Origin of the sequence: Aquimarina celericrescens (assembly GCF_042682765.1) — a bacterium.
GTDB classification, from domain to species: Bacteria; Bacteroidota; Bacteroidia; order Flavobacteriales; family Flavobacteriaceae; genus Aquimarina; species Aquimarina celericrescens.
In genome coordinates, this window is the sequence record NZ_JBHUHY010000016.1 from 128,548 (window position 1) to 144,085 (window position 15,538).

General features: G+C 33.6%; 11 protein-coding genes. 1 reads left to right on the forward strand and 10 read right to left on the reverse strand.

Annotation, left to right across the window (positions count from 1 at the left end; all coding sequences use genetic code 11):
- Positions 1-228: 228 nt before the first annotated feature.
- Positions 229-729 (reverse strand): GTP-binding protein, encoded by a 501-nt coding sequence (locus tag ACFSJT_RS15600; RefSeq protein ID WP_378321249.1) that lies wholly within the window; start codon positions 727-729, stop codon positions 229-231.
- 252 nt (positions 730-981) lie between these two features.
- On the opposite strand from ACFSJT_RS15600, the gene ACFSJT_RS15605 reads away from it, so the two are divergent.
- Positions 982-3,324, forward strand: a complete 2,343-nt coding sequence (locus ACFSJT_RS15605; protein ID WP_378321250.1) for a hypothetical protein — start codon at positions 982-984, stop codon at positions 3,322-3,324.
- 65 nt (positions 3,325-3,389) lie between these two features.
- Here the strand turns inward: ACFSJT_RS15605 and ACFSJT_RS15610 are convergent, their stop codons facing one another.
- The 9 genes from ACFSJT_RS15610 to ACFSJT_RS15650 form a co-directional block, all read right to left on the reverse strand.
- A complete protein-coding gene (locus ACFSJT_RS15610) occupies positions 3,390-3,848 on the reverse strand; it encodes a COG2426 family protein (RefSeq protein ID WP_378321251.1) in 459 nt (152 codons plus the stop codon).
- Between the two features lie 154 nt (positions 3,849-4,002).
- Positions 4,003-5,763, reverse strand: coding sequence for a hypothetical protein (locus ACFSJT_RS15615; RefSeq protein WP_378321252.1), 1,761 nt, complete (start codon positions 5,761-5,763; stop codon positions 4,003-4,005).
- Complete coding sequence (locus ACFSJT_RS15620; protein WP_378321253.1) at positions 5,756-7,972, reverse strand: tryptophan-rich sensory protein; 2,217 nt, start codon at positions 7,970-7,972, stop codon at positions 5,756-5,758. The genes ACFSJT_RS15615 and ACFSJT_RS15620 overlap by 8 nt, the downstream gene beginning before the upstream one ends.
- Positions 7,969-9,270 (reverse strand): BatA domain-containing protein, encoded by a 1,302-nt coding sequence (locus tag ACFSJT_RS15625; protein WP_378321254.1) that lies wholly within the window; start codon positions 9,268-9,270, stop codon positions 7,969-7,971. The genes ACFSJT_RS15620 and ACFSJT_RS15625 overlap by 4 nt, the downstream gene beginning before the upstream one ends.
- A 1-nt stretch (position 9,271) precedes the next feature.
- Positions 9,272-10,171 (reverse strand): DUF58 domain-containing protein, encoded by a 900-nt coding sequence (locus ACFSJT_RS15630; protein WP_378321255.1) that lies wholly within the window; start codon positions 10,169-10,171, stop codon positions 9,272-9,274.
- Between the two features lie 20 nt (positions 10,172-10,191).
- A complete protein-coding gene (locus tag ACFSJT_RS15635) occupies positions 10,192-11,184 on the reverse strand; it encodes an AAA family ATPase (RefSeq protein ID WP_378321256.1) in 993 nt (330 codons plus the stop codon).
- A gap of 10 nt (positions 11,185-11,194) precedes the next feature.
- Complete coding sequence (locus ACFSJT_RS15640) at positions 11,195-11,815, reverse strand: DUF4159 domain-containing protein (RefSeq protein WP_378321257.1); 621 nt, start codon at positions 11,813-11,815, stop codon at positions 11,195-11,197.
- 135 nt (positions 11,816-11,950) lie between these two features.
- Positions 11,951-13,267: a TldD/PmbA family protein gene (locus tag ACFSJT_RS15645; protein ID WP_378321258.1), complete on the reverse strand. Its 1,317-nt coding sequence runs from the start codon at positions 13,265-13,267 to the stop codon at positions 11,951-11,953.
- A 33-nt stretch (positions 13,268-13,300) separates the two neighbouring features.
- Positions 13,301-14,941, reverse strand: coding sequence for a TldD/PmbA family protein (locus tag ACFSJT_RS15650; RefSeq protein WP_378321259.1), 1,641 nt, complete (start codon positions 14,939-14,941; stop codon positions 13,301-13,303).
- Positions 14,942-15,538: the final 597 nt, after the last annotated feature.

Genomic DNA, 15,538 nt, shown 5'->3' on the forward strand with positions numbered 1-15,538 from the left:
TTATCATTGTTTTAAAATTTAATATTTTAAAGTCCCTTTCTGGGGCATTCTTTCTCAAAATAGTAATCGATAATACATCAAATATCACTTAATTCGTCAGATTATATAAAGACAAAAAACATGCCAGGAGTTCATAAAGGCTTCTGTTATGAGCGTATCTCATTTAAAAGTCATGTATCGATGAAGATTTGATATACAATATATCGGCAGGTCATCGGTAAGATAAGACTACTTAATCGAATTCAAGGTCTCTCTCATAAATTCATATAACGAGAGCATTTCTTTTTTTCCTGCATCTCTTCCTAAGCGACCTGCAAAATAAAGAACAAACCAAGTGATAAAAAGAAAAACCATTGCTATAATTGGATAGATATAGGGCTCACCTAAACTCATATTTACGTACATCCAAATTCCTGCTCCAATGAATACTATTGCGACCATAAAATGTAAGAACATGAAAAACGTCCAAACTGTTGGACTGGGCCCAAAAAGCCCCTTAAGCTTCGGTTTATTACCTTTAACGTCATAAATCTCCAGATGAAGTTGTGGTGACCAAAAGTGTTGTTCTTTCTTTGGAATTCGTATAAAAACATGATGATCTATGCGACTTACTTTAAAATTTTTACAGGTTTCACCCTTACTTTCAAAAGCTTCTAGTACTTTTTCTGACGGAATGTTCAAGTCCTGAAAAAACCTTGGCCGTAACACGATATCTTTTGAGATTTCCATACACCAAATTTAAAAATCAATTTTAATATTTTTTTTACTGTTTATTACTGATTTTTATCAGTTTTTGAACATCCTGAAGTATTTTAATATATTGAACACAGAACTTTATCACATCTAGATTGCTATTCATTGCTGTAAATGTTAATTAATAATAAACAAGTAATAAAAACAGCACAAAAAAAGTCACCCCCCGTTATCAATTCATATTATAGCCCTAAAGTTTCGTAAATTTAAGTTTTGAATTATGCCTATATGAGAGCAACGTGCTTAATTTTTATTCTTCATTTGACTTTTATATTTCCTGCGTCTGCTCAAGATGTTTCTTCTACAGTAACAAAAACATATAAGGATTACTTTGAACTACCCAGAGAAAGCGTTTTTTTACATCTCAATAAGAACATTTTTTTTAAAGGAGAAAATATTTGGTTTACAGGATATGTATACCATACAAAAACAGGGCTTCCCTTTTTGAAAACTACTAATCTTTATTGTGGTATTTATAATAGTAATGGAAAGCTTCTGACCAAAAAGTTATTCTACGTCGACAATGGCGTAGCATTTGGGACGTTATCCTTGGATCCAAGTTTTGGTTCGGGAGAATTTATCGTAAAATTATACACCAATTGGATGAAAAATTTTAAAGAAGATAATGCTTTCTTCCAAAAAATTTATGTTCTTAATGATACAATCATCACCACACAAAATGCTAAAAAAAAATATGCACTGCATATTTTACCCGAAGGAGGAAATTTGGTTTCAGAAGTTTTGAATACCGTTGGTTTTAGAATTGAAAGCCCAGATGACACAAGAAAAATTATAAGACGTGGTTTCATCGTTACTGAAAATAATGAAGTTATACTCAAGAATATTAAATGTAATAATGATGGTATCGGAAAATTTTCTATACGTCCAAGTAAAAATCAGCGCTACTATTTAAAGATCGAACTTGTCAATGGAGATAGCATTACAAAAATACTCCCCGAACCTAAGGAAACAGGAATAACTATATCGATAAATAACTTATTTGAGGATAAGGTTTTTGTAGCCTTACGAACCAATTCAAGAACTTTTTCAAAAATACAGGGTAATAATTTTTATCTGGCAATACATAGAGACGGAATGATCAAAGCCCATGAATTTGTGTTTGATAAAACCGAAAAAACTATTTCGTTCTCTAAAAAAAAACTACTTACAGGTACAAATATTATGACCCTTTTCGACAACCAATTAAACCCTTTACTTGAAAGACTAATTTTTAATGAACGTAACTTGGATTTTCTAAAAATAGAGCCTAATACAGAAGTCCTTGACAAAACAAACGATTCTGTAAAAGTTAGAATTAGTCTTAACCATCAAAATATAAAGTCGGGATCTTTGAGTGTGTCTGTGCTCCCAGAAGAAACCTTGGCCAATCCTGAAAAATCAATTATTTCCTCGTTTCTTTTACAACCTTATTTCAAGAATAAAGTGACCAACTCTTCGTCTTTTTTTCATAACATTAATCGATCTACATTGAATAATTTGGATTTGTTATTTCTTACACTTGGCTGGAGCCGATATGAATGGAAAAATATATTTGAAGAGACTCCAAATAGAAAATTTGATTTTCAAAGAGGTATTACTATCAAAGGCCAAGTGCTTACTCCGGCTGAAAACAAAAAAGATCAAGTAATTATGTTTCAACCCAGCTTGGGCAGCTTATTAAATGCTAATCTTGCAGAAAATAAAAAATTCGAGTTTAGCAACAAATATATTCTTAAAGGAGAAACATTAAATATTGGTATTACTAATGGAAAAGCTTTAAAAAAAAACCCTAATATCCTATTAGACTTTTTCCCTAAAATTGAACAAGACTCCATTTCATCTTCTGACTTAAATCTCGATATCACAACCTTCGTAAAACCGAAAAAACTTAATAGTAATGATGAAATAATTAGAACCGAAAACACTATAAATCTTGATAGTGTTATTATTCAAAAAAAAATAGTGCCTGAACTTACAAAAAACAAAAAATTAATTGGTGGTACTATTGAAGGAAAAAAAATTAATGAAACTGATATAAAGAAACATAGAAAATTGTCTAATCTAATAAAACGTCTTGGTTTTAAGGTTAGATCAAATTCGGCAAACAGTTCCTTCTGGATATTACCAAAAACTAGGGTCGATGATCCTCCCATTATTATTCTGGATGATTTTCGAGTTGATAACAACCTCACCGATTATCCTCTTGACAGTATCGATGAGATTTATTATGAGAATTTTGGAACGCATGGAAGTGGTGGAGGAACAGTTTATATCTATAGAAAATACGGTGAGGATTTCTTAGAAACCAAAAAAAGACTAGTTAAAAAAATGGCTAGTGAAGGATTTGAAAGACCCGTCGATTATTACAATCCAAAATTTGGAACTTTTGTGAACAAATCTTTTCTTAATTATGGGCATATTCATTGGGAACCCAAGCTTTCCTTTAGTAATAACAAAGAAGTTACTATTACTTTTCCTTACTATGGATTAAAGGGTGTAAAACTATTTATAGAAGGGATGACAGAAAACGGAAAGCTCATCTCTTCAATTAATCAAGTAAATTTTGATTGATCCAAGCCAAATAAACAGAAGTTTGCATGGTATTCTTTTGTTTATTGTATTTTTGAACAGCTGTATCAAGAAACCCCTTGCATAGTAAGCAAAGTAGTAGACCAAACTATAACCGAAGATAAGAATATCCCCACAGTATTAGCGATAAAAGCCTTTCTCCTTTTAATCTTAAATAAATACGTTGCTATGCTTCCTGCATATACACCAGTTCCTGGAAGCGGAATCATCACAAAAAGCAAAAGTCCCCAAAAACCGTATTTCTTAATCTTATCTCCAGAACCTGTCTTGGCTCTTCTGGCGACAAAAATGGCAGATTTCTTATAGAAATTCCACCTTAATAAATAGGTGTTAATTTTTTCTAAGAAGAAAATCATTAAAGGAAAGACCAATAAATTAGCAATAAAACAGACAACAAATACTAAGTAGATGTTTACACCATTAAACATTCCATAAGGGATTCCAACCTTGGCTTCTCCAAAGGGAGAGATACTCCAAAGAATGGCAATAATTATTTCTTTTATCACTAACTTACTTTTTTTTGAGAATGCAAAGTTAAGGTTATAAATGACTTACATCATATTTTTAATCATAAAAAACCATTAAAATATCCTTCCCCTTATATATTAAGATCCTTTTTTAGTACGAGATATAAGTACAATTTGTTGGAAATGATCACTTTTAGTTGCTTGCTATTTTAGGTTCTAACCATAAGTATCCCATACATAATAAAAATGTTATAAAAAATAAAGTGAGGTTAACAGGTTTTGACGGATATGTTTTATGTCTGGTTTTCTCATACAATTTATCAAATTGCCTTTTATTTTCTCTCACTTTTTTATACTCTGCTAATGATTGCCAATGTATAGTATCAGTAACAAAATAATTGAAAACGACTGTAGTATCTTGTCTTACAGAAAGCGTGTTCCATCCAAAATTATACGGATACGTGATTCCTCTCCATAGATTGTTAACATCTATATGCTGCTGTAATGAAACCCTGTAAGTTTCATTTGCTTCTATTTCTGGTTTCTCTATCGAAGTTCGTAGGTTGAACTCAAAAGGATGATCTTTATATGTAATTATTGTATTTGACTCCCACTGAATGGAAGAAACTTCTCTCCCACTCACCTTACCAATAATATCTGACCATATTTGTTGGTAAGCTGTTGTTTCTCCTTTCAACAACAATTCATACGTATTTTCTAGTACTGTCGATCCAATTCTACCTTTACCGACACGTTTGTAAGCAGAGATGATATTGTTTTGACGATCATTATGAATAGACTGTATCGGAAATTCATTCTTAAACACATAAGCATACTTAGATGTTTTAGATTTTGGTATTTCTTTGAAGATAACTTCTGCCTTTTTATCAGAAACAAAATTGAAAGATGTAATTTTTATTGAGGATATATAAAATTGGCCATTAGGTTGAATAAAAACACCTAATCCATTCTCTCTTACACAATTTTCTATAGCGGTAAGTGATTTTTTTCCTAAGTTTTGGAATGAAGTAGCATCAATAATTACAAGGTCAAAAGGTTTCAGATTTTTTCTGGAAAGAGCTCTAATTGGTAATTTTTCTATATTAAAATATTCAAACTTGTACCGCCCCTTGGTAATTTGAGTTTTCACTGCTACTTGATGCCCTTTTTCTGCTAAGTAATTTTTAAGGTATTTAGTTTCAAAAGTTGGAAATCCGTTAACTATTAATATTTTCAAAGGCATTGGGTTTTCTACTAATATTGGAACTGGATCACGAGATACTACTGTACCCAAAGAATCTTTCTCTACAAGCGAAAAAAGATATTTACCCTTGACATTTGGTTTGACTTGTAGCTGAAATTTGTACTCGTCTGCAGCATTTAAAATGACAGAATCTATTGCTAATCCGCCAGGCCCCTGAAGGATAAGTTTTTTGTCTTTTTCTGGTTTATTATAAAGTCCTTTAAAAACTACATCTTGACCAATCTTATTTTTAAAATTATATGTAAACCTGGTAATACCGGAAGGCTCACGTTTAGCCAAATATTTTACATTCCTTTCATCTAACTGCCAAAAGTCGAAAGGTTCTATACCATATCCTAATAAAAAAACTGAATCGATCGCGGTCTGATTATCAAAAATGGGATCGCTGGCTTTATATGTAATCAGTTTTAATTTTTTATGAACTTTTCGAAGACTATCTAGTTGATGATAATCATATCCCTTGGTGAGTAGTGCGATATTTGCAGTTCCTTTACGAACAGAAATCGCAGGGCGTAATGCTATTAACACTAGTGAAACAATAGCCAAAAAAGATACAATCACTTTAACCCAAAATTTGCGTGTACCAAATTGATGGAATTCCTTCCATATAAATATTGCGAAAAGTATAAACCCACCTATACTGATCAGCCAGAACATGTGATTATTTAAAAAAGTTAAGGTTTCAATCATGAATCTCGAGCTCTTTTAGTAATAATTCATTAATCTCACTTGCCACTTTCTCTTTTTTAATGGGATTGGGATTGGCTTCAGGAAGTACAGCAAATAATTCTTTTTGTACTTCTATTAAAGTCGAGCTAGGTATTTCTTTTATCTCTGTAATCTGTTTTAATTGTTGTAATGTTTTGAGATACTTTCCCGGGGCTTCAATAGCCTTTATAGCTAATTCATTTCTGGCTTGTTCAAAAAGATTTCTGTCACTTTCTGAAAGGATTTGTTTGTTCGCTACTAATTGTTCCAGTCGCAAAGTTGCCTGTCTTATGAATGGATATAATGCAGGTTGGGCTAACTCCTCCTCTTTCCTAAAATTTTTTACCTTTTTAATCTTACCTGTAAGTCTTTTGTTTTCTTTAATAGGTGGAGGATCAAAACCAATACGATGTACATAAATGCGTGCGCTGTTTTTAATTTCCTGAATAAGTTTAAGAGCTTTGTACTGATAAGTCAAGGATTTTTCGGGTTGATAAAGTCTTAAATATAATTCTGAATCCCACATTTGATTTAAAGCTTGCCGTAATTTACTTTTTAATGACTGGGTAAAGAGTGTAGATTCTTCAGGGTCGTCATGATTATGTAAATATTCATGTAAGGGATCTTCCTTCTCCCCGCCCTCCCCTTCTTCGGCTACCAGATTATGCTCATTTTCTGTATCATGTTTATGAGTATATTCTGCCAAGGGATCTTCACTATCATGTTGTTCTCCTTCTTCATGTGTTCCTTCACTTTCTTGTTGAGCCGGGCCAAATTCTGATTCGTCACCCATGAATTCGGCGTATTTAATACGTAACACCTTTTGATCAAAACCTAACTCATTACTTTTAAACTTGAATTCCTGAGATAAAAGTTTGGGCTTATCTTTCAACAATTTTTCGGTATCAATAATCAATTGACGCTGACTTCTAAAATAATCCGGCATTAAGTCTACTCCCATAGTCCCTTCTACTGCAAACTGATCTGAAACTGTGTCTTTGACTACTGCAAAAAAAGTTTCGCTTCTTGACTTGTTTGGTTTGGGTCTTTTTTGATCAAGAACTTCAATATAAAAATACAATTCATCACCGGGTTCCATTTTCATCTGATCCAGGTTAATCGTTTTTGAAAGGTTTTGTCTTTTGCCTCCTACAACTACTCCGGTATCAAAATTTAACTTTTCTTCCCTAAATTTTACTGACTCGCCTGAGCCTTTACTTACTGTAGCAATAATATAGGCACTTGCCACCCCAAAATCATCGGTAATTGAAGCGTTAAAAGCTAGATTTTTACTGTCCTTGAAAGAAAAAGAAGTAAACTGTTTAATATCTTTAACCTCCACTATAGGAATCTGATCTTTGATCACTTCAATTGAATACAATTGCGATACATACGAAGCGCCGTCACTATTAATAAATTTGAAATTATAAAAACCTGTAGATTTTGCTTTTGAGGTACTTACATACGCACTATCAACCGGTTGCATAGGATAATGATTCCCCATACTTTCCATAGTTACACTTTCGATAGCTGAATCGAATTTTATATGCCAAGATAACTCTGACCCTTCCAACACTTTTATATTCATTTCTGAAGTTTGAAAAGAAGGTGTGTTGGTATATTTAGGATATTGAATTGTTACGTGCTGACTTTCTACTTTGGGAGGTTTGGTTTTTACCTGAGTTGAGTCTGTAGGCACAAAAACTATCTGTTCTGATGGCATATTTGATTGCTGAATCTTTTGAGAAGGCCTCATTAGATCAAATTGACTTATAACAAATCCAATGACCACAAATAATCCCATAACCACTACTCCTCTGATCGAATGACCGGGAGGCTTTAAAGTTTTCAGCCTTGCATTCAACTCTGTGATTATCTTATGCTGTTGAAGTTTTGCTATATCAGATAAATTCTCTTCCGGAATTAATAAAAGGCCTGTGCTATATTCTGCATCGTGTAGATGTTGGTCAATGTATGTACTTACTTTTTGCAGATTAAGAGCATAAGGCTTAATAATGAGAGCCATTATTCCTGCAGCTACTACAAAAACAACTACTGAAAATAGAATTATTTGAAATACAAAATAAGTAAAAATCGTAAGTCCCAGGGCATACATTATCACTTCTATCCAAAGTTTTAATTGCCAATGCCTCTTGAATCGAGTTACTATTTTGTTTCCTGGTGCACTCATTGATTTCTCAATTTTGCAGTAATGCGTTCTATCATCAATAATATGGCCAATAAACCCCACAACCATTTAGAAATATCCAAAATAGAAAAATTCCTTGTATCAACCTTAGGTTTAATATGTACAGGAAGTAATTCTTCTAAGGCAACAATTCGTTTATCGTATTTTATAATTTCTTCCTCTATATCGTTATGAAAATCTAATATTCTCAAAAGTTGTTCAGAAAAATGTTCTTCTATAATATTTTCTGAAGTAAGTGATTTTGTAATATAAAAAACTCTTTTTGTAGATCCTGGCTCTATTATTCGAGAAGCTAGCTCGTCTGGTTGATAGGCTAATACCTTTGCCGAAGTCTGCGGAATTGAATCTGTGCTTAACCAAACCACCATATCGAAACGTTCGATATCTACCGTATCCATACTCTTTGCTCTTTGCACTGCAATAGGGGTTTTGAGAAATTTTGATATGACATTCAATGCTGTATTAATATATGTCGCCTCATTAGACAAACTTTCCTGATAGTTCAAAAGTATATTAACCGGCTTTTCTAAAGTAATAGCCAATCTTTCTTGTTTTTCATCTACATCGAAAAGCAAACTGTCCTTAGTTGAGTTAAGTGTATAACCATTATTATTTACAGCGATTACTTCTTTTTTAAAAGTTACATGTTGCTGATCACTTGATAGAGAAAGTAAGGTTACTCCATTTTCTTTTCGTATGGCCTTTAGTTCTTTTCTTACTTTATTTCCTGGATTTATGGCCACCCAAGAAATCTTTTTGCTCATTTTAGGCCTCGAACCCCGTAGCCCAGAAAGAAATCCATTGGTGAAAACCACAATACTATCGGTGTTCAATGCTTCCATTTCTTGAATTAGCTGCCAATAATATGATAACTTATGATGGTTGTCTTTATCTAAATCTTCTTCTTCTAACTCTGGTAAATCAACTTGTAGAAGTCTTAATGAAGGTCCTTTTTCAAGCGTATCTATAATAGTGCGTATCCTTTCATTATTTAATAAAGCGGGTTCAACTATATATGTAATCGGAATCGCATCTACTTTCTTCTTTATTCTTGGTGCCGCAATGATAATGACAAGCATACCGATAAGTAACATTCTTAAAAGCAATAAGAACCATTCATTAAGCTGAATAGTTCTGGATTTTTGAGAATCTGTTTCGTTAAACAGTTTGGTGCTTCCGACCTTAATTGTTCTACCCTCTTTCTTACTCCAGAGATGTATTGCTACGGGCACGATTAACCCAAGCATTGCCCATAAGTATGTCGGATTAAGAAAAAACATATTAAATGAGTTTATTTCGTTTTTTAAGAAAGAATTGTAAAGCTGCTCCTATATTTTCATCTAGTCTGAATAGGTGATATCCTATATCATTAGCCAATAAAGTATTTTTAGCCTTTTTCATCATTTCTTCTAGGGCAAAAAGATATTCTTTTTTTGCTGCTTTTGCATCTACCTGAAGTCTAGCTCCGGTTTCTAAATCTTCAAAAGTTACGGTTCCCTCATAATTAAAATCCAATTCATTTTTACCCATAAGGTGTAACACGACAACTTCATTTCTAGGTGTTTTTAATCGCTTAACAAAAGAGATAATCTCTTCATCCTGTTCATATAAATCGGTGACAAAAAAAATCAATTCTTTATGGCTTCGATCATAAAGATGCTTAGACGTTTCAGGATTGACAGGCCATTTTCCTTTGTTTTCAATATCAATAAGACCTTCTAATAACCTATTATAGTGCTGTTTTTGTACCTTCGGATACATGTTATATAACTGTTGATCGTTGAGTGCAAAAAGCCCCACCGCATCTCCTTGATTTTTAGATAAATATGCTAAAGAAGCAATTAAAACCCTGGCAAAATCCATCTTAGATAAGTTTTCCTCTGTATGAAGCATAGATTTGCTGGAATCCAATATAAATTTTACCGCAATGTTAGTTTCTATTTCTGATTGCTTAATATAATACCTTCCAGATCTGGCTAACATTTTCCAATCTAATAGACGCAAGTCATCACCAGGCTCGTAGTTACGGTATTGATTAAACTCCATACCTGATCCCACATTATTACTATGCTGTAGTCCTGATAAATATCCATCTACTATCACACGAGCTATGAGCGCCAACCCCGATACGGTTTTGATTAGCTCTGGTTTAAGTAACTGATGATACTCTTCTCGTTTCACTTATTTAAAATAAAACCTTATTAAAATAGTGTCTTTATAAGCTGACATGTCACATTATCAGCGGTAATACCTTCAGATTCTGCTCTAAAGTTCACAATAATTCTATGTCGCAATACAGGAAGTGCTACATGTTTTATATCTTCTGGAGTTACAGATAAACGCCCTTTAATTAGGGCTCTAGCCTTGGCTGTCAATATCATGGCTTGCCCTGCCCTTGGTCCTGCTCCCCAACTCACCCATTCTTTTACATAAGAATCTGAAGTAGTTTCGGGACGTGTAGCTCTGATCAATTTACTCACCAATGAGATCAGATCATCACTAATTGGTACTTCTCTTACCAAATCTTGTAAACGTAGTATATCCTCTTCGCTAATCACTTTAAATAACATTGTCTGTTTCGTTCCCGTCGTATTTTTTAAAACCGTTGTTTCTTCAGATTCTGTTGGGTATCCAATCTTGATGTACAATAGAAATCGATCTTGTTGTGCTTCAGGAAGAATAAAGGTTCCTGACTGCTCAATGGGGTTTTGAGTTGCCAGAATAAAAAATGGCCTGTCCAGGGTATAAGTTTTACCTGAATAAGTAACTTCAAATTCCTGCATCGCCTCTAGTAAAGCTGCCTGAGTTTTAGGAGGTGTTCGATTGATTTCGTCTGCTAAAATGATATTGGCAAAGATTGGGCCTTTATTAAATTTAAAAAACTTTTTACCGGTACTATGATCCTCTTCTAATATTTCGGTTCCAATAATATCTGAAGGCATTAGATCCGGGGTAAACTGTATCCTTTTAAATTTTAGATCAATAGCTTGAGCCAGTGTTCGAATCATTAGAGTTTTTGCTAGTCCGGGAACACCTTCCAAAAGTGCATGTCCTCCTGCAAGAAATGTAATAAGCAATTGCTCTACAGTCTCTTCTTGCCCTATAATTACCTTTCCTATTTCTTTCTTTAAGGTTACTAGTTTTTCAGTAAGTATATTTATCTCCTTTTCTATACTTGCTAAGTCTTTATTCATAGTTCTATTTTTATGATGTCAATGCATACATCACTATATTTACCCCAAAGCGGGTGTTGTCAATTTTATACCATCGTTTGTTTCTAAAATCATAATCCCACTCACAACCATAATCTTTATTGCTGAAAAGAACTCCAATTCTACCATTAATTTCGATCGCTTTCAAGTAATCATGTACGATATCGTCTCCCCACCCATTAAGCTCTTGTGATGTTGTAGGCGGACCATTTTCAAATTCAAAAAAGATGTTATAAATCTCATGATTATTTGGAATCTTTTTTAGTTCACCAGGACCAAAAATCTCTTCCATTTGGCGTTCAAATGATTTAGAAAACAGACCGTCAATGTCGTGATTGCAATCATCGGCAAAGACGAAACCTCCATTCTTAACATATTTTTTAAAATTCTCTCTTTCTTTTCTGGTAAACTGTACTAATTTATGGCCCGATATATAACAAAAAGGGCTTTTAAAGATATCATCACTGCTTAAAGGAATAATTTTTTCCTGTGTATCTACTTCAAGTGTGGTATACTCAACGAGAGAATTTAAAAGATTAGAAGGCATTCTTTGATCCACATCCCAATCCCCTGACTCATATTGTAACCTTGTAAAGAAGAATTTGTTTGCCAATGAATTCGTTTTATATTCCCTTAAATTATATGTTTCTTTCTTGAAGCGACACTAAAATTCATCCGAACTTCCAAGGAAAAATACTGGTTATATGAAGTATCAAATATAACCAGTAATTGTTATCAATTTTCTTAATTATACCGCATCAGATAAACTGGTAAATGTAAAATCTCTTACCTTCATATAAGGTACTAGATTACCGTTAATTCTTACTTGTTTACCAAGAGTTTCCAGATTATTAAGCATAATAATCGGACTTTCATTAAATCTAAAGTTTTTTACAGGATGTTTAATTTTCCCATTTTCGATATAAAAGGTCCCATCCCTTGTAAGACCTGTATACAGAAGTGTTTGAGGATCTACAGTTCTGATATACCATAACCTGGTAACCAGAATTCCTTTTTTGGTATCCTTAATAAGATCTTCAAGAGAAGCATCTCCTCCCTGCATTATGAATCCGTTAGGGAAAGGCACAGGATCTACACCTTTTTGATCTGCCCAATAGCGACTATAAGCAAGGTTTTTAACCTTTCCATTCTCTATCCAAGTGGTTTTTTTGAGAGGCTGCCCTTGACCGTTCCATGTACCTGTGGGAACTTCTGGATGTAAAGGATCTGACCAGATATTCACACGTTCGTCAACAATCTTTTCTCCCATCTTGGTTCCTCCTCCTTCTTTAGACATAAAACTTCGCCCTTCATCTGCAGTACGAGCATTAAATGCACGAGCCATATTGCCCAATAGTCCAACAGAGGCTGCTGGTTCTAAGATTACAGTATATTTACCAGGTTCTATTGCCTTGGCTTCTTTAGATAGTATAGCCTTATCTATTGCTACTTTTGAAGCTTCAGCGGCATCAAACTTGCTAACGTCATTGAAGTCTCTTGAAACCCATCCAGAACCAGTACCATCGTTACTTCTCATAGTGACGGTAAAATTCATATCTGTAGATCTATTATATGCAAAAAGTCCGTTAGAATTTAGCATAGCACTAAATCCCGAAGAGTCATCAAAAAATCCTGCTGCAGTAATATCTTTGGCTGCAGCTGGTTCTATACTATTACTGGCTACATTCGCACGATACTCCGGAGTAATCTCAGCTGTACTTTTGTTGAAGGTAATAGATTCATCATACTTTTGCGGACCTAAAGGAGCCATAAACTCAGGATTCTCTGGAGAGAGTTTTGCCAGCTCTTCTGATCGCTTAACTACTTTCTTTAAAGATTCGTCATCAAACTCATCGATAGTAGCGGTACCTGATTTTTTTCCAAAATTTGATTGTACCACCAAAGTTTGATTAGATCTGTGTCCTGCGGTAGACACTGTATTTCTTGCATAGCGGATATTACCGCTTTCACTTCCACTCAAATTAACTTCACAAGCATCTGCTGTAGAAAAGCTTAATGCCTTTTCCATGATTTGTCTTGCTTCTTCTTTTGAATATATTGCCATGATATTTTTAATATTTTGTAGTGAAACAGTATTTTAAATAGCTCTACCTGTGTTGATCACGTTTACGTTATTAAACCTGGTCGTAGAACTTCCGTGAGATACAGCACTTATCTGAGAAGGCTGTCCTTTTCCATCGAAGAATGATCCGAAAAGCCTGTAATCACTCTCATCACAAATCTTTGTGCACGAATTCCAAAATTCCTGAGTGTTGGATTGATAAGCAACATCATCTAGCATTCCTACAATCTTGCCATCCTTTATCTCATAAAACACGGTTCCTCCAAACTGAAAGTTGTATCGTTGTTGATCAATAGAATAAGAACCTCTACCGGCAATATAAATTCCTTTTTCTACATCTTTAATCATATCATTAATAGAATATTTCTCTTTGCCTGGCTCTAAAGAAACATTAGGCATACGCTGAAACTGTACATCGTTCCAGCTTTGAGAATAACAACATCCATGAGATTCATTTTGATCAATCATATGCACTTGATCGCGAATGGCTTGATAATTCGTTAAGATTCCGTTACGAACTAAATCCCATTGTTTGGTTTTTACTCCTTCATCATCATAACCTACTGCTCCTAAAGATCCAATTTGGGTTTTATCTGCAACCAGATTTACGATATCACTTCCATATTTGAAATTTTTAGATTTCCACTTGTCTAACGTTGCAAAACTAGTACCTGCATAATTGGCCTCATAACCCAGTACTCTATCTAATTCTAATGGATGTCCTACAGATTCATGAATAGTCAATCCTAAATGATTAGGTTCGAGAACAAGATCGTATTTACCGGCCTCTACTGATTTAGCAGTAAGTCGCTCCTTAGCCTGTTTTGCAGCTACGGTAGCATCTTCTACCATATCATAACTGTTTCTATATAGATTTAGTCCTTCAGGTCCTTGTAGCTTCTCTGACGCTAATCCATCCATATATTCATATCCCATTCCCATAGGTGCACTCATAGCCTGACGAGACTTAAATTTATTTGAAGCTCTATCAATAGCGGTAACTGTAAAAGTCGGCCAGATACGATGAACATCTTGATCTATATATGACCCTTCTGTTGAAGCAAAATACTTTTGCTCATTCACCATGAACAATGCCGAATTCACAAAATTTGCTCCACTCTTCAACGCAGCAGCATTAGCAGAAAGTAATAAATCGACTTTCTCTGAAACCGGTACTTCTTTAAAATCTTTCTTGATAGGGGTTTTCCAGGTTACTTCTCCATATGATTGCACAGGAGCTAATTTTACTGGAACTTTTTGAATTTTTGAATTAGCCTTTGCTATGGCTACAGCTTGCTCGGTTGCTTTTTTAATACCCTTTTCGGTAACATTATTTGTGGACGCAAAACCCCATGTACCATTAGCAATGACTCTAATTCCTATACCAAAAGATTCGGTGTTTACAACATTTTGCACCTTATCTTCTCTTGTAAATACATACTGATTTAAATATCTGCCAATTCTGGCATCAGCATATGATGCTCCTAAATTTTTTGCGGTATTTAATGCCATATCCGCTAAACTTTTTTTGATCGCTACATCCATTCCTGGATGGAGTAACGCCTCTACAGGAATGTCATTTCCTAGTAATAAGGATGGCATCATCAATGCACCTGATCCTAATCCTGCATACTTAACAAAGTCTCTTCGTTTCATATAAGCCTCATTTTTGATTGAATGAAAATTTATTTGTTTGTTTTTTATCCGAAATAGTCCGCTACGAAGTATTTATAAATACTACAAACAATTCTATGCAGGTAGTAGAAATCAATTTAACAAGCGTATTAGTTTGGATTAGGACTAAAAGTAGAAAAATTATACCAAATAACCATATTGTCATAGTTATCGTAAAAACCTGTATACCCATACTATATTCTATAATGAGAAAACTTACAGAATCTATTAATTATCTCATTATCAAATTATTAATTTTAAAAAAAGAAAGGCTAGTATTATAGATAAGCTAAAAATGACCATATCACTTTTGCAAAACATCACACAGAAATACTTGTAAAGTTTTGTTAAACTTTTTATTCATTCCTCTAAAATATAAAGATCTCATATTTACCCATATTAAAATAAACTTCAAGTAATTTTTATTTAAAGGTAATGAACGTATTCCTTTTTTTAAGACCCTATAACATCTCAGGTTTTGTGTATTTAGTCAATAAATCAATTTGCAAAATCATACTAAATATAAATTAATTTAATGATTTATATAATTTATATAAATGAAAATATATAAAAAACTCT

Bases quoted from the DNA above. Each gene is read 5' to 3' on its own strand.
- ACFSJT_RS15600 (WP_378321249.1), bottom strand. From the start codon at position 729: ATGGAAATCTCAAAAGATATCGTGTTACGGCCAAGGTTTTTTCAGGAC.
- ACFSJT_RS15605 (WP_378321250.1), top strand. From the start codon at position 982: ATGAGAGCAACGTGCTTAATTTTTATTCTTCATTTGACTTTTATATTT.
- ACFSJT_RS15615 (WP_378321252.1), bottom strand. From the start codon at position 5,763: ATGATTGAAACCTTAACTTTTTTAAATAATCACATGTTCTGGCTGATC.
- ACFSJT_RS15620 (WP_378321253.1), bottom strand. From the start codon at position 7,972: ATGAGTGCACCAGGAAACAAAATAGTAACTCGATTCAAGAGGCATTGG.
- ACFSJT_RS15625 (WP_378321254.1), bottom strand. From the start codon at position 9,270: ATGTTTTTTCTTAATCCGACATACTTATGGGCAATGCTTGGGTTAATC.
- ACFSJT_RS15635 (WP_378321256.1), bottom strand. From the start codon at position 11,184: ATGAATAAAGACTTAGCAAGTATAGAAAAGGAGATAAATATACTTACT.
- ACFSJT_RS15645 (WP_378321258.1), bottom strand. From the start codon at position 13,267: ATGGCAATATATTCAAAAGAAGAAGCAAGACAAATCATGGAAAAGGCA.
- ACFSJT_RS15650 (WP_378321259.1), bottom strand. From the start codon at position 14,941: ATGAAACGAAGAGACTTTGTTAAGTATGCAGGATTAGGATCAGGTGCA.